At 60.9% G+C, this 20,515-nt stretch carries 16 protein-coding genes; 11 read left to right on the top strand and 5 right to left on the bottom strand.

All coding sequences use genetic code 11. The features are described 5' to 3' along the window. Positions 1-3: 3 nt before the first annotated feature. Entirely contained in the window at positions 4-825 is an 822-nt protein-coding gene (locus BXY39_RS02725) for an IclR family transcriptional regulator domain-containing protein (protein ID WP_121937286.1), read from the top strand. A gap of 100 nt (positions 826-925) precedes the next feature. Here BXY39_RS02725 and BXY39_RS02730 read toward each other — a convergent pair whose 3' ends face one another. Continuing rightward, on the bottom strand, positions 926-2,605 hold the full coding sequence (locus BXY39_RS02730; protein ID WP_121937287.1) for a DUF885 family protein: 1,680 nt from the start codon (positions 2,603-2,605) through the stop codon (positions 926-928). A 339-nt stretch (positions 2,606-2,944) separates the two neighbouring features. Here BXY39_RS02730 and BXY39_RS19105 point away from each other — a divergent pair, with 339 nt between their 5' ends. Then, positions 2,945-3,151 (top strand): hypothetical protein, encoded by a 207-nt coding sequence (locus BXY39_RS19105; RefSeq protein ID WP_147453447.1) that lies wholly within the window; start codon positions 2,945-2,947, stop codon positions 3,149-3,151. Between the two features lie 24 nt (positions 3,152-3,175). Here BXY39_RS19105 and BXY39_RS02735 read toward each other — a convergent pair whose 3' ends face one another. After that, entirely contained in the window at positions 3,176-6,127 is a 2,952-nt protein-coding gene (locus tag BXY39_RS02735) for a TonB-dependent receptor domain-containing protein (RefSeq protein WP_121937288.1), read from the bottom strand. Between the two features lie 540 nt (positions 6,128-6,667). Between BXY39_RS02735 and BXY39_RS02740 the strand changes: the two genes are divergently transcribed. After that, entirely contained in the window at positions 6,668-7,612 is a 945-nt protein-coding gene (locus BXY39_RS02740; RefSeq protein WP_170163575.1) for a class I SAM-dependent methyltransferase, read from the top strand. Between the two features lie 170 nt (positions 7,613-7,782). Beyond that, a complete protein-coding gene (locus BXY39_RS02745) occupies positions 7,783-9,441 on the top strand; it encodes a DUF885 family protein (RefSeq protein WP_121937290.1) in 1,659 nt (552 codons plus the stop codon). 36 nt (positions 9,442-9,477) lie between these two features. Here the strand turns inward: BXY39_RS02745 and BXY39_RS02750 are convergent, their stop codons facing one another. Together BXY39_RS02750 and BXY39_RS02755 are read right to left on the bottom strand one after the other, a co-directional pair. Further along, positions 9,478-10,368: a polysaccharide deacetylase family protein gene (locus BXY39_RS02750; protein WP_121937291.1), complete on the bottom strand. Its 891-nt coding sequence runs from the start codon at positions 10,366-10,368 to the stop codon at positions 9,478-9,480. 143 nt (positions 10,369-10,511) lie between these two features. Next, positions 10,512-11,486, bottom strand: coding sequence for a 3-hydroxyacyl-CoA dehydrogenase (locus tag BXY39_RS02755; RefSeq protein ID WP_121937292.1), 975 nt, complete (start codon positions 11,484-11,486; stop codon positions 10,512-10,514). 187 nt (positions 11,487-11,673) lie between these two features. On the opposite strand from BXY39_RS02755, the gene BXY39_RS02760 reads away from it, so the two are divergent. The 7 genes from BXY39_RS02760 to BXY39_RS02790 all read left to right on the top strand — a co-directional run bounded on the left by BXY39_RS02760 (position 11,674) and on the right by BXY39_RS02790 (position 19,188). Beyond that, positions 11,674-12,441 carry an SDR family NAD(P)-dependent oxidoreductase gene (locus tag BXY39_RS02760; RefSeq protein ID WP_170163576.1) on the top strand — a complete coding sequence of 256 codons (768 nt, stop codon included), beginning with the start codon at positions 11,674-11,676 and terminating at the stop codon, positions 12,439-12,441. 37 nt (positions 12,442-12,478) lie between these two features. Beyond that, positions 12,479-14,254 carry an FAD-dependent oxidoreductase gene (locus tag BXY39_RS02765; RefSeq protein ID WP_121937294.1) on the top strand — a complete coding sequence of 592 codons (1,776 nt, stop codon included), beginning with the start codon at positions 12,479-12,481 and terminating at the stop codon, positions 14,252-14,254. Positions 14,255-14,375: 121 nt separating this feature from the next. Further along, positions 14,376-15,239, top strand: coding sequence for a transporter substrate-binding domain-containing protein (locus tag BXY39_RS02770; RefSeq protein WP_170163577.1), 864 nt, complete (start codon positions 14,376-14,378; stop codon positions 15,237-15,239). Between the two features lie 93 nt (positions 15,240-15,332). Continuing rightward, positions 15,333-16,007: an amino acid ABC transporter permease gene (locus BXY39_RS02775; RefSeq protein WP_121937296.1), complete on the top strand. Its 675-nt coding sequence runs from the start codon at positions 15,333-15,335 to the stop codon at positions 16,005-16,007. Further along, positions 16,007-16,696, top strand: a complete 690-nt coding sequence (locus BXY39_RS02780; RefSeq protein ID WP_121937297.1) for an amino acid ABC transporter permease — start codon at positions 16,007-16,009, stop codon at positions 16,694-16,696. Before BXY39_RS02775 ends, BXY39_RS02780 begins: the two co-directional genes overlap by 1 nt. Further along, positions 16,674-17,411 (top strand): amino acid ABC transporter ATP-binding protein, encoded by a 738-nt coding sequence (locus BXY39_RS02785; RefSeq protein WP_121937298.1) that lies wholly within the window; start codon positions 16,674-16,676, stop codon positions 17,409-17,411. Before BXY39_RS02780 ends, BXY39_RS02785 begins: the two co-directional genes overlap by 23 nt. 136 nt (positions 17,412-17,547) lie before the next feature. Continuing rightward, positions 17,548-19,188 (top strand): DUF885 family protein, encoded by a 1,641-nt coding sequence (locus BXY39_RS02790; protein ID WP_121937299.1) that lies wholly within the window; start codon positions 17,548-17,550, stop codon positions 19,186-19,188. 101 nt (positions 19,189-19,289) lie between these two features. Here BXY39_RS02790 and BXY39_RS02795 read toward each other — a convergent pair whose 3' ends face one another. After that, a complete protein-coding gene (locus tag BXY39_RS02795) occupies positions 19,290-20,513 on the bottom strand; it encodes an NADH:flavin oxidoreductase/NADH oxidase (protein ID WP_121937300.1) in 1,224 nt (407 codons plus the stop codon). Positions 20,514-20,515: the final 2 nt, after the last annotated feature.

A 20,515-nucleotide genomic window follows, 5' to 3' on the forward strand; every position in this document is an offset into this window, starting at 1 on the left:
AAAATGGATAAAATAGTGCCGTCAGACGTACTTGACACAGAACCGCAACAGGCTTCCGCCCCGCAGATCAGCGACCGGGATTATGTCAATTCACTGGCCAGGGGGCTGGAAGTGATCTGCGCCTTCACCCGGTCCAAGCCACGCATGACATTGAGCGATATCGCCCGTGCCACGGGGATGACCCGCGCCACGGTGCGGCGCTTTCTGTTGACGCTGGTACGTGAAGGCTATGCCGAGACGGACGGCAAATTCTTTGCCCTGCGCCCCAAGATCCTGCAGCTGGGTTATTCCGCCCTGTCCTCGATGGACATCTGGGATGTGGCGCAGCCCATTATGGACCAGCTGTCCGACAAGCTTCAGGAAAGCTGTTTTGCCGCCGTCCTGAACGGTCATGACGTCATTTATGTGGCGCGGGCCACATCGGACCGACTGATCAATGTGGGCATCAATGTAGGCAGCCACGCGCCTGCCCATTCGGTCTCGACCGGGCGCGTTCTCCTCGCCGCCCTGCCGGAAGAGGACCTGCAACAGTATCTGGAAAATGTGACACTGACCAAGCTGACGCCCAACACCACCACATCCAAGGTCAAGCTGCGCAACCTGATTGAGGAATGCCGTCTCAGTGGTTGGTGCATTGTCGATCAGGAACTGGAAATCGGCCTCCGCTCCATATCGGTGCCGATCCGTAACGCCGACGGCACGGTCGTCGCGGCCCTGAATGTTTGTTGCCCCAGCTCACGCATCACCCCGGAAGAGATGCGCACGTCCATTCTGACGGAATTGATGACCGCCTCGCAGGCGATCACGGCCGGTCTTCAGAAATAGCCTTTCGGAAAAACTTCGGCCGGCATATGCCCGATACAAAGAGAAAGCCGCGCGGACCTTGGGTGTCGCGCGGCTTTCCGTTTTCTATTTCAAGCCCGCCTTAGTTCAGCTTCGCCTTTGACAAAGGCGTATGCTGCCAAAAGGCGGCAATCTCATCATCCAGACCGGTCATTTCCCAGCGGATCAGTGACATCGGCAAGCGCCCTGCCGCCATGAAGGCATCGTGGAAGTCCTTCAACGCAAAGGCGTCGCCAAGCTGGTGCTTGCGGTCAGCCAGCAGTTCCTGCATCTGAAACATGCCGACAGTGTATCCCAGACCGTATCCGGGCGGACGGCGCAGATAAATTTCCGCATCCACCCGCGCCACATCCGGATCCAGAAACGGTGTCCAGTCCATCCAGTAGGCGGCCGCTTCCGCCGTGGTCATCTCATTGCTTTGCATCAGCACATCGCCCACCGTACGGACGGCCCGGAAAATGCCGAAGATATAGATCAGTTCGCGCGTGCGCGGCCGGGTCTCGAACAGCCCCAGTTGCAGACCCATTTCTTCCAGATAGACGGCCCAGCCCTCGCTGCGCCCCCCGTCGCTGATATGCCGGCGGATGGGATGGGTGCTGTTGCGCTCAACCCAGCCGTCATAGCGGTGCCCGGGAATCACGGCATGCAGATGGTCAGGCGACGGATCGCGGTATTGTATCTGCTCCCAGAAATTGGGGCCCTGCGGCCGCTCTATCCACGGTACATTGAACCCCATGGACACCCAGTCTCCCGGAATATAATCGGGGATGGAGATAATCTCGTCCTCGACCAACCAGGCGCGGATCATTTCATCCGTTTCCTTGATGCGCAGCTCATACTCTTCGCGCGAAGCCGGCAAGCTCAGCACCGGCAGGTCGCGGTTGCGGTGCTGCTCCAGGGCGTAAAACGCCCAAAGACGTTCCAGTTCGCGCCGGCCGAGGGCAACAACCTCATCCGGTCCGTAAGGCATCAGCTTGACCTGCTTCAGATACCAGTCGAACGCCCGCTTTCCGACACCGGCCGGCGCGGTCATGCCTGCCCGGCTTTCCCTCAGCCAGACATGAAACGCCTTGACCGCATCGGCGGCTGCCGTGATCGCCGGCAACAGGTCGGGCTGGGCCGTCCTTGCCCGCCCGGCCAGATCCTCATACCAGCCGATCACACCGGCCGGCGGCACATCGCGGTAAGGATGGCCGTGACCGACCCCGTCCGCATGGGTCAGATTATGAATGGCAAGATCCGCATAATCGCCGGCGGCCTCCGTCAGATTCTGGCGGGCCTGTTTTGTCAGGGCACTGATCGCGGCCAGTTCGGTCTCGAAGGTCTCGCGCGCCTCACCGGATACCGGCAGGTCGGTAAAGGTGACGCGCAGCATCCGGTCCACATAGAAACCGGGATCCCGCGACCACAGACGCGACACATTCAGATAAAAATCGTGCTGGTCCAACTGTGCCCGGACAGCCAGATAATCGACCTGTTGCGGCCGGCTCCACCGCGCCACCCCCATATCGCCCAGACGGCCCTGAAACGCCCTCAGATCGGCTCTGCGGCGGTCTACCGCCCGCCGGCCGTAATCCACCAGGCCATTCACCTTGGGTGGGGTCTTCCATTCACGGAATTCCTGAAACAGAGCGACCAGGTCCTCATATGATCCGGTCCCGTCCGGTGGGCCGGCAGCCTCTGCACCAGCCGGCAGGACAGCCACAGCCATCCAGCAGACCACAAAAACGGCGCAAACGCCTTTCATGCCAGTCTTGAACATTCTCTTCCCCCTGAAATATCGGGATATCCAACGGTTTCATCCCCCTTTGAAGGCTATGGGATGTACCTTACAGGGTCAATATAATTGTTCTCTATACGAACTAAAAATTACATAGCGAACATATATGATTTTTGCACGAACTTGAGAGTGTGTTTTCCATGTCCGAAAAATCGCCGGAAAGTATTTTATTGCAAGCAATTATACCACAGCGCCCGAAATTCGGCGGAACACAGCTAAGAACGAAAAACCCTGAACACTGGTTCACAAAATCCAACCGATCCGGCCACCTATGGCATCCGTCACTCGCGCAAGGCTTCAACAGATGGCCGTTCCCAGAACATGACCGACCCCATCCTCAAGACCCGTCATTTCATAACCGACGAGAGAAATGGGAAGACCGCCCACCGCCATAAAGGCGTCGCGGGGTACACGCAGATCAAACGCATCGCCCAATTGCCGCCTGGCAGCCAGGCAATAAAAAAACCGGGACCGGGAACCCGCAAAGTCCCCAATCCCGGTGAAGTATCGGAGAAGAGCGCCCGGTGAACCACCCGGACGCTCCCGCTCGCATCAGAAGCTGAGGGTCGCGCCGAAGAAGAAGCGGCGACCTATGGGATCGTAAAGCTGTACATTGGTGTTGGCATCACCGCCTGCCCGGAAACCCAGAACCGGCGGATCATTGTCCAGCAGATTGTTGACCCCGGCAAACAGACCGACATTGTCCATCAGCTGATAGTTGACGGTCAGATCCCAATAGATCTCGGATCCAACGGTTCCGTTTTCATTGGGGAAAGCCAGTTCTGACAGCTCCAGGTCACCGATATAACGCAGCTCATTGCGCAACTGCAGCGGGCCGCTGCTGTAGGCGGCGGTGAACATGGCCCGGAAATCGGGCGTGATACGCGTCCCGTCGTTGGAACACGGACCCCCGTAAAACCCGGCACAGTCAATTTCAGCCTGACCTTCAATCGGCACCGTGGTGTCCTCGAACTGCCAGGTCGAGACCATCCGCAGGTCCAGCGTTGCCCCTTCGCCCGGCAGGGCAATCGCATCGGGCAGGTCCAGGCCGTAATTGACCATCAGGTCGACACCGCGCACCTGCCGGCGCGCAACATTCAGCAGTGGCGCGGCCACCTCGTCGATATTGCCTGTCGACAACCGGGTGATCGACTGACACGCCGTGCTGTTGATGTCCAGATTGGCGAAACAGGTATCCACCAGCAGCTGGGCCCCGACCTGGGCGACCGCGTCATCCACCTTGATATCGAAATAATCGATGGTGACGGACAGACCCGGAACCGCCGCCGGCGTAAAGACGGCACCGACGGTCAGCGTGTCGGACTGCTCCTCGTCCAGATTGGGATTGCCGCCGGAAAAGGTGAAAAAGCCCTGGCTCGCGCCCACGTCCAGCGTATCGATAACCTCCGCCGGGACACCCTGTTGCAGGCACAGGTCCTTGACCGCCTGCGATGGATTGTTCGCAGCCACACACGGATCGACACCGCCGATAAAGCCGGTTGTCGGCGCCGCGAACAGTTCGTTCAGGTTCGGCGCCCGGATGGCGCGGCTGTAGGACGCGCGGGCCCGCACCCCTTCGGTGATCAGCCAGTCAAGACCGCTTTTCCATGTCACCACACCGCCGATGGTGGAATAATCGGAATACCGCACGGCGCCTTCCAGAGCCAGGCTTTCCACCCCGGGCATGTCTGCCAGAAGCGGCACCCGCACCTCGGCGAACAGCTCGAACAGGTCGAACTGACCGCTATTGATAATCGGCGCCACCGCCTGGGAGGCCAGATCCCCGGACAGGGCGATCTCATCCGGCACGGTGTCAAAGGTCTCTTTGCGCCACTCCACGCCAAAGGCGGACGAAATCGCGCCCGCCGGCAGTTCGAACAGATCACCGGCAATGGACGCGCCCGCCACCTGACGGGTGAACTCATCCCGCTGACTTGTACTGACGCTGAGGAAGTCGGACATTTCAGGGGTCAGCGTATCGGTCCCGAACAGATTGACCGGCACGCAGTTCAACAGATCGATGCGGCACTGGGGCACACCGTCCACCACAACCACATCCAGTCCCAGTGTCGTGCGGGACCTGGACAAAAGGCCGGTCCTGTTGGTGTTCACATCGGCCCGCTGATACTGGTAAAAGCTGTCCCAGCGCCAGGTTTTCTCGCCGATGTCCAACGTTCCGCGCAGACCGCCCGTCATGTTCAGCGAGTCCGTGACAAAGCTGACATTACGCGGCCCGAATTCCTCGAACCGCCGCCCCGTGTTGCGAACCACGAAAACGCCGTCACCGTCCTCGTCAAAGAAATCCGTGTTGGCGGCAAAGAAATCGCGCAGTGGTTCCGGGAACAGCGGGTTCGTATCCGCATTGGGAATAACCAGCGTGCCGTTTTCCTGACCGAAACTGGTCGGGCTGACGGCTTCCGGCGCCTGCTGGAAGGCATTTTCATTCTTGGTGTAGAACAGTTGACCGTATGCCTCGACACTATCGGAAATCTCATAATGCCCCGATGTCGTGAACTGCCAGCGCTCCAGCGGCCGCAGCAGGAAGTTTTCGTCCGCATAGTTAAACTGGTCCGTCGGACGGCAGAAGGGCGCGGGCGCACCGTCGGCACCGAAGCGCACACCCTGAACCGGCCCCGGACAATCGGTATTGACCAGATCCACACCGTTGATCTGGTCAAACAGCGATGAATTGATCCCGATCAGGCCGCCCGGAATATTGCCGGACCCGAAAGGCTGCAACACCCCCTGGCTATCGGCCAGAAGCGGCTGCGCCGAAAAGGCCCTGTCGCCCATGAAAACAGGATCCCGCTTCGTGTAGGACGCCTGCAGTGTGATGTTGCCGCGTCCGTCATTGGCGTTCATGCCCATCAGCACGTCGACCTTGTGGGAATTGCCGTCACCCTCATCGGATTGGCCATATTGGTACCGCGCCTCAATCCCTTCGAAATCGTCGCGCAGGATGAAGTTGACGGCACCGGCGATCGCGTCCGATCCGTAAACGGCTGATGCCCCGCCGGAAATAATCTCGACCCGTTCGATCAGCATATCGGGAATGGCGGCAAGATCGGCAAGCCCGTCAATATTGCCGGGCACAAACCGCCTGCCATCGACCAGGACAAGGGTCCGCACGGCACCCAGACCGCGCAGGTCGGCTGTCAGAACACCCGATCCACCGCTTTGGTTGGTTGTACTGGTGGTGTCGGGGTTCAACTGAGGAAACTCATTCAGCGTTTCTTCAAGTGTGACATTGCCCGACGATCGGATTGTGTCCGACCCCACGGTCAGGACCGGGCTTGTCGCCACCAGGTCCTGACGCACCAGACGCGAGCCCGTGACCACCACTTCCTCTAGCGTTTCCTCTTCGTCCGCACCGCCGCTGGAAGACTGGGCAATCGCATGACCGGACGCCATCAGGACGGCCGTTGACAGCGCCGTGGCCGTCAACAGTGACCTTCGCATGGACAGTGTACGCACTGCCCTGCCAACCGTTTCTTGATCGTGCATATTTTCCCCCTCAAACCTTTAATTTATGTCCCAACAGGCACAAAAGGGTTCGCACTTCTTACGTGCTTCTTGCGCCCTTCGGCTATTGCCCGGCTCCCCTGCCGCTCACCAAAAACAAATCAAAACAAAAGCTTACGGGTTCGCACGCGGCTTACAATGAAAGCAAAATGGCTGCTTTCATGGATATCGTTATCCAGGACCAAACATGAGTCAATGAAATTTGGGCGCATAGCGAACATTAAAAGATATTACGCACGCATAGTGGTTCATTAATGTAACAGTATAAATATCCTGAATCTGCCCTGAACTTTCCCCCTGGCTGCAGGCAAGCAACCATTCAGAGCATCTTAAACCTCAGGAAAACCCGGCTTATTTCATCATATATACCTGAGTTGCGCGGCACACGCCCCATGCCGCACCAAGCCCACATACAATAGTTTCCATCGCACTGATATATCCGACGACGACGCATGTTGATTAAAAAAATCTGTTCGCTATTGTAATCAATGTACGCAAAACGTTTATTGGATGAGGCTTCCTTTGGCTTCAATCGACACACAGAAGACCAAAACGTCCAACAGCGAGGATTGGGGGGATTTCTGGTCCCGGTCCGCGATAGATGCCTGTACCGCCCAATTCCCTGACGACGCGCGCAAGACCATCGCCGACCACTGGCGGGGTATTTTCGCCGCGCTGCCGGACGGGATATCCATTCTTGACGTTGCAACGGGCCGGGGGGCGGTGTTGCACCTGGCACAGAATACCCTGCCGTCCCTGAACGGTGTCTCGATGCTGGGCGTGGACCAGGCTGAGATAGAGACCGCCGCTCTGCCTGCCGGCGATGCAGCACCAATTGTCATCAAAGGCGGCATTGATGCTGCCGACCTGCCGCTGCCCGATGGGGCCTTTGATCTTGTCACCAGTCAGTTTGGCCTTGAATACGCTGACTTCCATCGTGCGCTTGGCGAATGCATCCGGGTCTGTCGCGGACGTTTCGTCGCCCTGGTTCATGCGGCCGACGGGATCGTCGTGCGCCAAAATGGAGCCCAGAGCGGTCAGATTGGCTGGCTGATGGGCGAAATCGGCTTTACCCGGCTGCTCAAGGATCATTTCGCGGCGCCATCCCGGACCAGCGCCGGCCATATGGATCATGCCCTGACGGCAATCAGGGAACGCGCACGGACGGAAGAAAACCCCGGCATGCTGGCAAAACTTTATAATGACGCTCTGGAACTCCAGAATCTCGCGGCCCGTTATCCCGTTGCCGAAATCCTGAACATGATTGACGGCATGGAATATCGCATGGCGGCGCATGCCATGCGCATGCGTGCGCTGGCCGATGCCGGACGGGATGCAAATGAGATGCAGGCAGCCGCGGCGCTTTTGGAAGCGGCCGGGTTCGCGGCACCGTCCCTGGCACCCGAACGCACCCAAAGCGGCCATTTGGTCGGCTGGTGGATAGACGCGGCGCGGACAGCGCCCTGAAACAAGCAGACGATTGGATTGCCCCGATGAAACAACCGGAAATCTCGAACACCCCGATACCGGTATGCTCACCCCCGACCTGGGCCGATAGCCCGGCCCTGTGTGTGTGAGGGGGGGCAGATACCGGTCAGGACGACTATTGGCCGGAATATAAAAGCGAAGGAGACACCATGACGCAGAACAGAAGATTTCGAGGGATCGCCGCCGGGGTCGCCGCGATCACCGTCGCCCTGTGGGCGGTTCCGCTATCGGCTGCGCAAAAGGGCGGCAGCCCGCAGTATGACGACCTTGTCGCATTGTTCGGCGACTGGCGCACCTTTGAGTCCCCCGGCCTTCTCGAAGGGGCACCGGATTACACCGCCGCCACCACCGCGAAACGTCACAAGGCACTTCAATCCTATCAGGACCGACTGCAGGCAATCGATGCGTCGGCATGGCCGGTGGTACAGCAGGTCGACTGGCATGTGCTGCGGGCAGAGATGAACGGGATGGATTTCAACATTCGCGTTTTGAAGCCCTGGGCGCGCGATCCGGCTTTTTACAAATCCGTCTGGACCTATCAAAGCGACACTCCGGCCCACGAAGGCCCGACCCATCACGCCCTTGTCGAGCTGTGGACCTACAGCTTTCCGCTGTCCCGCGAGTCCGAGAGGAAACTGGCCGCCGAGCTTGCCACCATTGCCCCCCTGCTGAAACAGGCGCGCCGTAATCTGGTGGGCAATGCCCGCGACCTTTGGGTTGCCGGTACGGCAACCATGCGTGAACAGGCGGATGCCTTGGGCGGCCTGGCGGACCGGACCGCTGCGGCAAGCCGCGATCTGAAGGCCGCTGTGGCGGACGCCCGTGCGGCCACCGACGCCTTTATCGCATGGCTTGATGAACAGGAGCCCTCCAAGACCGGTCCGTCGGGTATCGGCAAGGAAAACTACACCTGGTATCTGCGCAATGTACATCTGGTGCCCATGACCTGGGAGGACGAGGTGCAGTTGCTGAAACGCGAACTGGCGCGGGCGCATGCATCCCTCAGGCTTGAAGAACACCGCAACCGCAATCTGCCCCAGCTTGTCCCCGCCAGGGATGCCGCGGAGTATGAGCGGCGGGCCCTGCAATCGGTCGACAAATACATGGCCTTCATGGTGGATCAGGATATCCTGACCGTTCAGCCCTACATGAAACCCGCCCTTCAGGAACGGATCGGCGTTTTCGTGCCGGAAGAGCAGCGCCATTTCTTTGGACGCGCACTGCATGTGGCGCCGATGACATTGTGGACCCATTTCTATCACTGGTGGGACCTGGCGCGCATATCGGACATGCCCCATGAAAGCCCGATCCGGCGCGGTGCGCTTCTGTACAATATTTTTGACAGCCGCGCCGAAGGCATGGCCACCGCGATGGAAGAAATCATGCTGCATGTCGGCCTGTTCGACGACAATCCGCGCGCACGGGAAGTGGTCTGGATCATGCTGGCCCAGCGTGCGGCACGCGGTCTGGGCTCTCTGTATGCCCACGCCAATACCTACACCATGAAAGAGGCGGCAGATTATCATGTGAAATGGACGCCGCGCGGATGGATGCGGGCAGATCTGGACCTGCTCGGGTTCGAACAGCAACTGTTCATGCGCCAGCCCGGCTATGGATCAAGCTATGTCACCGGCAAACATCTGGTCGATTCCCTCATGGCGGAACGCGCCGAACAGCTCGGCGCTGACTTTTCCCTGAAGCGCTTCTTCACCGAAATCGATGAAACCGGGGTCATCCCCATGTCTCTGGTCCGCTGGCAACTGACCGGCAAACGGGACGAGATCGACGCCCTTATGAAAGCAGACTGAATACAGAAGGCAAACGGCGGGTTCGCGGCACGGCAGTCAGCTGTTGTCGCGGACCCACCGGGCCACCTCGGAATGGGTGGCAAACCAGACCGGCCCGGCCGCCTTGGCATGGTCTATGATCCTGTCCAAAATCCAGATACGCGACCGGTATCCGATGACGAAGGGATGCATGACCAGTTGAAACAGTCCGCCTTCGGTAAGGGCAGCATCCAGTTCCCGGCGGAAGATATCGAAGACCGCATCGGGCGGCGTCCACGGCCGCGTCGCCGGCTCGCGGTTGAACATCAGATAAACCGCATCATCCCGCAGCCATTCCACAGGCACCTCGACAACCCCTGTCGGCTGACCGTCCGACAGCAACTCATAGCACGCCTCGTCCGCCATGAGAGAACTGTCATATTCGATGCCGAGCTCGGCGATGATATCGACGGTATGCGGACTCAGATCCCAATTGGCGGACCGGAAGCCCACAGGTGCCTCACCGATCAGGTCGGCCAGCACATCGCGGGCGCGCAGGATCAGGTCCCGTTCCGTCGCCGCATCCAGCAGCGAATTGTTTTCATGAATCCATCCATGCAGGCCCACTTCATGGCCCGCGTCAACCAGACGCCGGGTTTCGTCCGGATCGATCTGCGCGCACACCGCCGGCATGAAAAAACTGGCGGGAACATCGTGCCGACGCAGAACATCCATGATACGCGGCACGCCCACACGCCGGCCAAACTCACCCCAGGCCAACCGGCCAATGGCCCTGCCGCCCGCGCCCAGCTCGAAGGTTTCATGATCGCAGTCAAAAGACAGCGCCACCGCACACCGCGCCCCACCCGGCCAGAACTTGGGCTTTAACGCCCGGCCCGCACGCACACGCTCCACAAGGGCCCGCCATTCTGTTTCCGGGGTGTTCCAGGGATCGGTTCGGCGTGTCATCGGCCAGCCCTCTCATTATAGCGGTTTGTCTGAAAAACAGGGCTTAAAGCGTCTGTTCCCGGCCCCCGCCTGTCAACACAAAATGGGCGCTTAGCGAACAAATATTCCAAATACGTACACTTCTTACATGAGAACAGCTCTTATCATGTTTCATTTTTTGCATCGGTGCGGCGCTTGCGCTCCGCCAGCAGGGCCATAAGCTGCCGGTCCCGCCAGGCACACCGCGCCTGCCAGTCTTCAAGCGGCATAAGACGGCGACGCGCCGTCTCCACCTCGGCCACCATCTCCTCGGTCCAGGGGTCGTCCTGTCCGCGCTCCGCGCCCATTCGGGCATAAGCCGGACCCAGCCGCTCGGCATGGGCGCGGATACCGCCGCGTGTGTTCAAGTCCACCGTTTCAAAAGGCCCCACCACGGACCAGCGCAGGCCGAGGCCGTCGCGCATCACCCGGTCGATATCCTCGACCGAGGCCACCCCGTCGCGCACCAGGCAATATGCTTCCCGCAGAACCGCGCCCTGAAGGCGGTTGAACACAAATCCCGTCACTTCTTGGCGCACATGCACCGGAACCAATCCGGCACCGGATAGAAAACTCTTTGCCTGATCAATGATTTGTTGGCTTGTAAACGGTGCCGGCACCAGTTCGATGACGCGAATCAGATATGGCGGGTTGCCGGGATGTGCCACAAGACAGCGCTGTGCACCCGGCAAGCCCGTGGCAAACTCGGACACCGGCATGGCGGATGAGGAAGATGCAAGAACGCAGTCATCTGGGGCCAACGAAGCCATCTGGTCGAACAGGGTACGCTTTAATGACAGGTCTTCGGGCGCGCATTCCTGTACATAGGCGGCATCGCCCACCGCCTCTGCCAGATCGCCTGTATATACGATCCGCGCGGCAAGATCGTCCGGTGCGGCGTCAATCAGTCCGTATGCGTTAAGGTCTTCCAGCGTTGCTCGAATAAGGGCAGGCGTCGCCCGGCGCTGTTCCTCGTCCGGCTCAAACACGCGCACACTGTGCCCCCTCGCGGCGAACAGAAGGGCGAATGCACGTCCAATACTGCCTGCACCCACCACCCCCACAGGGCGCCGGCTGACGGATTCAAAGACTGTACTCACGAAAAATCCCCCCTGTGACCGGCCATGAATGCCGGCAGTTGCGTTCGTATTGCGAATATGTGTACACTTTATTCGACGCCTCTGGCGTAAAAATCAAGGGTCGGAAGTACGGTCTTGGCTGCCATCCGTCCAACACACAGCCATATGGTCACACAGTCATACAGATACGTCAGGCAAGGGGGCGGCTATGCACGATCTTTCCAGTAAAACCATTCTGGTTACGGGCGCATCAAAGGGAATTGGCGCCGCCATTGTCCGCAAACTGGGCGCCACCGGTGCCCACGTGGTGGCCCATTACGGATCCGACCGTGCCGGCGCGGAAGATGCGGCACGCAATATTCCCGAAGGCCGCAAGCATTTCGTCCAGGCCGACATGAATGACCCGGATGCGATTGAAAATTTATGGGATGACGCTGCCGGCTGGCGTGGCGGGATCGATGTTTTCGTCAACAATGCCGCCATAATGTTGTGGGATGGAGGTGTAGACGAACCGCTGGACCAGTGGGATGCCGTCTGGGAACAGACGTTACAGGTCAATGTTCTGGCGCCGGCACGCCTTCTGCGTCGGGCTGTCCGCGATTTCAGCGCCAATGGCGGCGGCGCGATCGTAACAATATCCAGTTGGGCGGCGCAGCGCGGCGTGTCCAACCCGGCGACCATCGCCTACGGTGCCTCGAAAGCCGCCATTCACAATGCCACCCAGGCCATCGCACGCAGCTACGCCCGCGACAATATTCTTGCCTATGTCATCGCGCCGGGGGTGGTCCGCACCCGAATCTCGGAGGAATTCGCCCGGACGCAGGGCGGCGAGGACAAGGTCTCCGCCGGTCTGGCCATGGGCGCCTGGGTCGAGCCCGAGGAAATCGGCGATCTGGTCGCATTTCTATCCGCCGGGACTGCGCGTAACCTGTCCGGCAGCACTATTGATATCAATGGTGCAAGTTACATACGCTGACGGCTGGAGGGCTTGAAGCGGACGGTATGGAGGTCTGATGCGCGTTTCCGTTCCGGGTGTCAGCCGGCACCCAACACCGGTCACTTTTGATTATGAGGGACAGGCCGTCGACGCCGCCCCAGGCGAAACCGTCGCGGCCGCTCTGCTCAATGCCGGCCAGGGCGTGTTCCGCGAGGATAACAAAGGGCATCGGCGCGGTCTCTTCTGCGGCATGGGCGTATGCTGGGACTGCGGCGTTCTGGTTGACGGCGTGCCCAGGCGCGCCTGTATGGAACCGGTAAGCGCCGGGGCACATGTCAAACGCCTGACGGCACGCACGCAGGCACCGCCTGTATCACAGCCGCCTACCGGCACCGCCCCGTCCTCTTCCGCCCTTTGGGCGGTCCGGTCACCGGACATATTGGTGGTGGGCGCGGGACCCGCCGGTCTCAGCGCCGCCAGGGATGCCGCAGCCGCGGGACTGGATGTATTGGTGGTGGACGAACGCGCCAAGGCCGGCGGTCAGTATTTCAAGCAGCCCGGCGACGGCTTCGATGTGCGCGAAGACGTATTGGACGCGCAGTTCCGCGAAGGACGCGGCCTCGCCCGGGACGCGGCCCGTGCCGGCACGGAGTTTCTGTTCGGCGCCACCCTTTGGGGTGCGTTTACCGACCTGGAACTGGGCGTCGCAACCGATCGGGAAACCCTGTTGATACGGCCCAAACGCCTCATCCTCAGCCCCGGCGCCTATGAGCGGCCCTTGCCCGTCCCCGGCTGGACATTACCCGGTGTCATGACGACGGGGGCGGTGCAAACCCTGCTCAGGGCATACCAGACCGCGCCGGGCCGGCGTGTGCTCATCGCCGGCAACGGTCCGCTGAACCTGCAGGTCGCCCGGGAACTGACCGATGCCGGTGTCAAAGTGGTCGCCGTCGCCGAACTGACGGCACGCCCCGGTCTGGCTGCGGCATCCGCCCTGCTCGGCATGGCCGGGTCATCCCCGTCCCTGGCGCTGCAGGGGGCAGGTCATTTGGCACGATTGGCCATGCGCCGCGTTCCGGTACTGTATCGTCATGTTCTGTTAAGCGTCGACGGCAACGACCACGCCCGCCGCGTCACCATCGGCCGTATCGCACCAGACGGCAGCCTTGTCCCGGGAAGCGAGAAAAGCTGGGATATCGACACTGTGGCCATGGGCTACGGATTTCTGCCGCAAAGCGAACTGGCGCGTGCGCTGGGATGCCGCCACAGCTATGACCCGAAACGACGCTGCCTTGTGGTTGATCGCGACGACAACGGCCGCACATCCGATGAGCGGATATTCATATGCGGTGACGCCGGCGGCCTGGGCGGGGCCCGTATTGCCGCCGCACAGGGAAGCCTGTCGGCCCTAGCAGCGGCCGAAGACCTGAAGGGCGGCCTGACACCGGGCGAGACAAAACACCGCCGGACCGCTTTACGAAGCCTGGCACGTCACAGACGGTTCCAAACCGGTCTTTGGCGGTTTTACGATGCCCCCGTACCGGACGTGGGGCTGGCCACGGCCGATACACTGATATGCCGATGCGAATGCGTGGACCGCGCCGCCATCGAGACCACCATGGCCGAAGGGAATTGCAGTCTTGCCGCAGTCAAACGGGCGACACGTGCGGGCATGGGACGCTGTCAGGGACGCTATTGCGGCCCGGCCATGGCCGCCATGCTGCAGGACATGTATGGTCGAGAGCCGGCGGAAGAAGCCTTTTTCGCACCACGGACCCCCTTCAAACCCATGCCGATCGGCAAACTGGCGGGGGACATTCCGGGGGCGCCCCACAGACGCGGCGCCGTTTGAGAACATTTGTTCGCATTGAGAACATTTCTCCTTGATTTCCCGTCTGTCTCGTCTAACCATGGGGCCAAGGACAAGAAACGGTGTAATGATTTCCAGGACGGGAGGACAGGAACACATGGGCATGTTTCAACAAATCCGGTTTGCCGCACGGCATGGGAAAAGCGTGCTTTGCAGCCGGTTCTCATCCCTGCTGACGGTGCTGTCCGTAACGGCCGCCATGGTGCTTGCCATCACCGGGGACGCGGCCGCGCGGCCGCTGGATACCATTCTCAAGGACGGCACGCTGAAGGTTGGCGTCAACCCCAACTTCCCGCCCATGAGCGCATATGGCATGACCAATCAGCTTGAAGGGTTCGACGTGGACATCGGCAACCGGATCGCCGCAGCGCTCGGCGTGAAAGTGCAATTCGTCCCCACGGAAGCGGCCCAGCGCGTTGCCTTTCTGACGTCAGGTCGGATCGATATCGCCCTCGGCGCTCTGACCCGTACGCCCGACCGGGCCAAATTGATCGATTTCACCGTGCCCCTCCACACCGAGGCCATGGGGGTTCTGACAACGGAAAAAGTCGACGCCGCCAGCTGGGCGGATCTCAACAACGAGGATATCACCCTGGTCAATATGCGGGGCAACCTGTCCGTCGATATCCTGAAGGAACGCCTGCCGAAAGCAAAAGTCCTGCTGGTGGACGGCAATGCGGATACGGTGCGGGCGCTGGCGCAGGGCCGGGCCGATGCACTGGTTGAAAACATCGATTTTTTCATGAACTTCACCAAATTCTACCGCAATGTGAAATGGCGCGTCCTTGACGATCCCATCTTTGTCGCCTGGTGCGGCATCGGCGTTGCCCGTGACAGCCGGTCCCTGCGCGATTACCTGAACGTGCTTCTCTTCGACATGCATAAATCCGGCACGGTCAACGAGATATGGCAGAAATGGTACGGCGCGCCGATGGTGATACCCATTGACCCCGATCCGTTTTTCTAGACTCCAGCCGCCAGACCGGACTCCCAGGCCGGATTTTGATGCCACAGCATATGCCGGCAGCCGCCCGTCCGTAGTCCCGGAGCGTTTCACAGGATGACTTACACATTCCAGTTCGGTGAGGTGATCGAGGCCCTGCCCTATCTTCTGGGCGGGGCGGCGGTGACGCTTCAGATCGCCTTCGCGGCCTTCTGGGGCGGGGCGCTGATCGGTATCCTCGGTGCCGTCGCCAAGGTGTACGGACGTCCGGCCACCGCGAAGGCCGTGTCGGCCTATGTGGTTTTCTTCACCAACACGCCCGCGCTCGTACAGATTTTCTTCCTGTATTATGCCCTGCCGGATGCCGGTGTGGTGCTCGACCCCATGACCGCCGTTTTGATCGGTTTGGTTCTCAATTCCGGTGCCTATCTGACGGAAATCCTGCGCGGCGGCGTGGAGTCGGTGCGCCGCGCCGAAATGGAGGCCGCCAGTGTGCTCGGCATGTCGCGCCTGCAAGTGCTGACATACGTCATGCTGCCCCACATCACCCGGACCATCTATGCCCCGCTTTCCAATTTTTTCGTCTGGCTGGTGCTGGGCAGCTCGCTTGCCGCCCTGTTCGGGGTGGAGGAACTGACGGGGCGTGCCATCAATATCAGCACATCCAATCTGCGCACGATTGAAACCTTTATCGTCGTCGCGGGCATCTATGTGGTGCTGACGGTCATTGCCAGCCTGTCGCTGGCCGCTGTCGGGCGCTGGGTCTTCCGCGTCAAGGCTAAGGTTCTCTGATGCTTGACTATATCCTGTCACAGATCCCGATGTTCGCCACATGGCATAATCTGGTTTTCTTTCTGGAAGCGGCCGGGCGCACCCTGACCATGACCCTGATCGGCTGCGGCATCGGTTTCACGGCCGGTCTGGCCATCGCGGTGCTGCGACAATCGCGCGCAAGGGTGCTGGCACCGCTGCGTATGCTGGCCGTCGCCTATGTGGAAACCTTCCGCCGCATACCGTTTCTGGTCATCCTGTTCATTGTTCTCTATGTCATACAGCCGTTGGCACCGGATGCCTCGCTGCTCGCCATTGCCACGGTCGCGGTGTGTCTTCTGTCCACAGCATTCCTGTCGGAAATCGTACGGGCCGGACTTGAATCCGTCCCCCGCCAGCAGACCGAAGGGGCGGCGGCTCTGAATTTCACGGCGGCGCAAAGTCTGTTCCTGGTGGTCCTGCCACAAGCCTGGCGGGTCATTCTGCCGCCGGCGGCGGCCTTCATCGTCATGTTCATCAAGGACACGTCGCTTGCCTCCCAACTGGGGGTCATCGAACTGACCTTCGCCGGGAAAATCCTGGTCAATCGCGGGTTTTCGCCCTTCCTCGGCTATGGGGCGGTGCTCATTCTGTATTTTGCCATGTCTTACCCCTTAAGCCGGCTGGGGGCCTATCTGGAGAAACGCCTTGCACCATCTCGACATTCGTGACCTGTCCAGCGCATACGGCTCGCAGCAGATCCTGAAAGGCGTCACCCTGTCCGCCGACAAGGGCGAAGTGGTCAGCCTGATCGGCCCTTCCGGCTCCGGCAAAAGCACCCTGCTGCGCGTGCTGATCGGCCTGACGCCCCCCACCGGCGGCGACGTCCGGATCGCCGGCGAGACGGTCAATTACGCCAACCGCAAATCCGTCCGCGCACTGCGCGACCGCATGTCAATCGTGTTTCAGCAGTATAACCTATTCCAGAACATGACCGTCCTGCGCAACGTCACCATTGCCCCCGTCAAGATCCGCAAACGCGACAAGGATGAGGTCCACACCCAGGCCCGCGCCCTTCTGACCAAGGTCGGCATGGCGGAAAAGGAAGACGCCTATCCCGATCAGTTGTCCGGCGGCCAGCAGCAGCGGGTCGCCATCGCCCGCGCGCTCGCCCTGAACCCCGAAATTCTTCTGCTGGACGAGGTCACATCGGCCCTCGACCCCGAACGCGTCAACGAGGTACTGGACACCATCCGCAGCCTGACGCGCGAAGGCATCACCATGATCATCGTCAGTCATGAAATGGCCTTCGTGAAAGAGGTCTCGACCCGTGTCGTCATGATGGATGACGGCCAGATCGTCGAAGAAGGGCCGCCTGAACAGATATTCGACAATCCGCAAAAACAGCGGACACGCGACTATGTCGGGACCATTTTGCGGCACTGATCCGGCAGCACCCCGCACAGCCCCCAGCGGCATCTGTGACAGGACGTTATGTCCGCCTTGCGGCACCGGCCTGCTTGTGTGATTATATACGAACGTATGTACGCTGATCGCACAAAAATTCAGGGGGAAATGTGCCATGCATCGTCGTTTCTGCAAAGGCCTTGGCCAGGCCTTCATGATCCTGGCCTTTTTGACCGCACCGGTATCGGGCGCGTCCGCGCCACCCGGCTATGACACGCTCGTCACCCTTTTCAAGGACTTCAGGGCCTTCGCACCGCCGACGGTCAAAGACGGCGTGCCGGACTACAGCGCCGATGCCATGGCGAAACAGCATGCCGCGCTCGGCGGTTTCATGGACAGGCTGCAGGCGATTGACGACAGCCGCTGGCCCATCCCCCGGCGTGTCGATTACATGCTTGTTCTCGCGGAAATGCGCGGCCTTGATTTCCAGCACCGCGTGATCCGCCCCTGGGCGCGGGATCCGGCTTTCTACAGCACGACCAATCTGGGGTTCGGGCCGAAAATGCATGGGGCCATGGCCATCCCGTCCCTGCCACTGGCGCCGGAAGATCTGCCCGCTTTCGCTGCAAAGCTGCGCGCAGTCCCCGCCATTCTCGTCCATGCGCGTGAAAATCTCACGGACCCACGCGGTGACCTTGCCCGGCTGGCGATCGAACAGAAACGGATTGAGCGCAATGTTTATGACCGTCTTGCCGGTGCATTGGCAGCCCACCACCCCGCGCTGGTTCCCGCTGCCGAAGCCGCGCGGGATGCCGCCGCCGCCTTCATGGACTGGCTGACCGGGATTGAAAGCGAACTGCCCGCCCATGGCGGTATCGGGCGCGAGCAATACGACTGGTATCTGAAGCATGTTCTGCTGTTTCCCTATTCCTGGGAAGACATGCGCATCATCGGCCAGCGTGAATATGAACGGGCCATGGTGTTCCTGAAACTTGAAGAACACCGCCACCGCGACATCCCGATGACCGCGCCGGCGGACTCGCTTGCCGAGTTTGAGCGCCGCCGCGAAGAGGCGGATGCCGACCTCCTGCGTTTTCTGGCGGAAGACGGCATCATGACGGTGCCGGACTATCTGGTGCCTGTGAAGAATGAAGGGCCTTACATCCTGCCGGCCGACCGCGACCCGGCGAAACCCGGCCCGTTCGAAGCCCCGATCCGGCGCCATTTCTTCCGGGAGGCCGAAGACCGCGACCCACGCCCCTTGCGTGCGCACAATGTTCCCGGACACCTGTATGATGCACTGTTCATCCAGCGGGATGACCGTCCCATTCGCGGCACACCCCTTCTTTTCTTCATCAGCGGCACCCGGGCCGAAGGCTGGGCCTATTATCTGGAAGAAATGATCCAGCAGCTCGGCTTTCTGGACGACCGGCCCAAGACCCGTGAAATCAACTATATTCTTCAGGCCAAGCGCGCCGCCCGCGTCCTGCCGGAACTGATGCTGCACGCCAATGGCTGGACATATGCCGAGGCCCTTCACTCCCTGACCAGTCGCACGCCTTACTGGATGGGCCCCGATGATGCCATTGCCCGGTTCGATCTGGAACTGTATCTGCGCCAGCCCGGCTACGGCATCGGTTATTATATGGGAAAAGTGCAGCTTGAAGCCCTGATGGCCGAGGTCGCGGCGGCGGAAGGCCGCGCTTTCGAGCTGAAGACGTTTCACGACCGCTTCATCGGGGCCGGCGTCATCCCCATATCGCTGATACGCTGGGAAATGACCGGCAAGGATGACCAGATCGCGGCCATGCGCTGACACACGGAGCCTCTCGCCAGAGGCAGCCGTGAACACACAAAAGGGGCCCCGGCATGGCATCGCCGGGGCCCCTTTGCACTTGCTGCGCTTTGGATGTGCGGTCAGCCCGTCTTTTTGCCGATATGACGGCGCGACAGGAAAAACGCGTATGATTCCGGCAGGACCGTATGGGGCGCCGGATGTCCGAGCGCAATGGCGGCATGATAGGCGAAATTGGGATTGGCGATCAGTTCGCGTCCCAGGGCCACCAGATCGGCACTGCCGTCCGTGACAACCCGCTGCGCCTGTTCCGGCTCCAGGATCAGACCGACCGCCATGGTCGGCATGTCCGCGTCCGCCCGCACCGTATGGGCATAGGGCACCAGGTATCCCGGTGCCGGCGGTGCCTTCGCACGCCCGGACGCCCCCGTGATACCGCCCGCCGAACAGTCCAGCACATCGACCCCTTGCGCTTTCAGGGCCTTTGCCAGGGCGACGGTGTCCTCAATGGTGACGCTGCCGTCCTCGCTGTCCACTGCGGATGTCCGGTAAAACACCGGCATATCCGACGGCACCACGCGGCGCACCGCTTTCACCGCTTCCACGGCAAAGCGCATGCGGCCCGCCAGATCGCCCCCCCAGGCATCGCTGCGATGGTTGGACAGGGGCGAGAAAAAGCTGTGGATCAGATAGCCATGGGCGCCGTGCACTTCGATGAAGTCGAAACCGGCCGCCACGGCCCGCGCTGCGGCATGGCCGAACTCGGCCAATAAAGCCTCGATTTCCGCAGACTCCAGCGCGCGCGGTGTCGGCCAGTCTGCCGTCAGCGGAATGGCGCTGGGGGCCACCGTCTGCCAGGCCTGATCGGGCACGGTCTCGACCAGCGGGCGCGCGCCTTCAAGCGGTACGGCGGCGCTGCCCTTGCGCCCGGCATGACCGATCTGAATACCGACCGGGGTTCCCTGATCGTGGTACAGCCTCGTGACGGCCTTGAGGCCCTCGATATGGCTGTCCTGCCAGATTCCCAGACACCCCGGTGTGATACGGCCGTCCCTGGTGATGCCGGTGGCCTCCACCACGGCACCGCCGACACCGCCCAGGGCGAAACGACCATGATGCGCCATATGCCAGGGAGTGATATGCCCCTCATCGGCACAGTACTGGCACATGGGCGTCACGACGATACGGTTCTTGAATGTCACGGACCGCACGGCAAAAGGCTGAAACAGCGGCGGCACCGCTTTGGTGCCGTCGGTGTCCCGGCCTACGCTTTCCGGATCCGCGTCCCGTGTTACGCCGGACCGGCTCAGGGTTTCCGCCGCACCGGCCTCAGTCGATTGCGCCATTG

Source organism: Eilatimonas milleporae, assembly GCF_003688555.1.
In the GTDB taxonomy this organism is placed as follows: domain Bacteria; phylum Pseudomonadota; class Alphaproteobacteria; order Sphingomonadales; family Kordiimonadaceae; genus Eilatimonas; species Eilatimonas milleporae.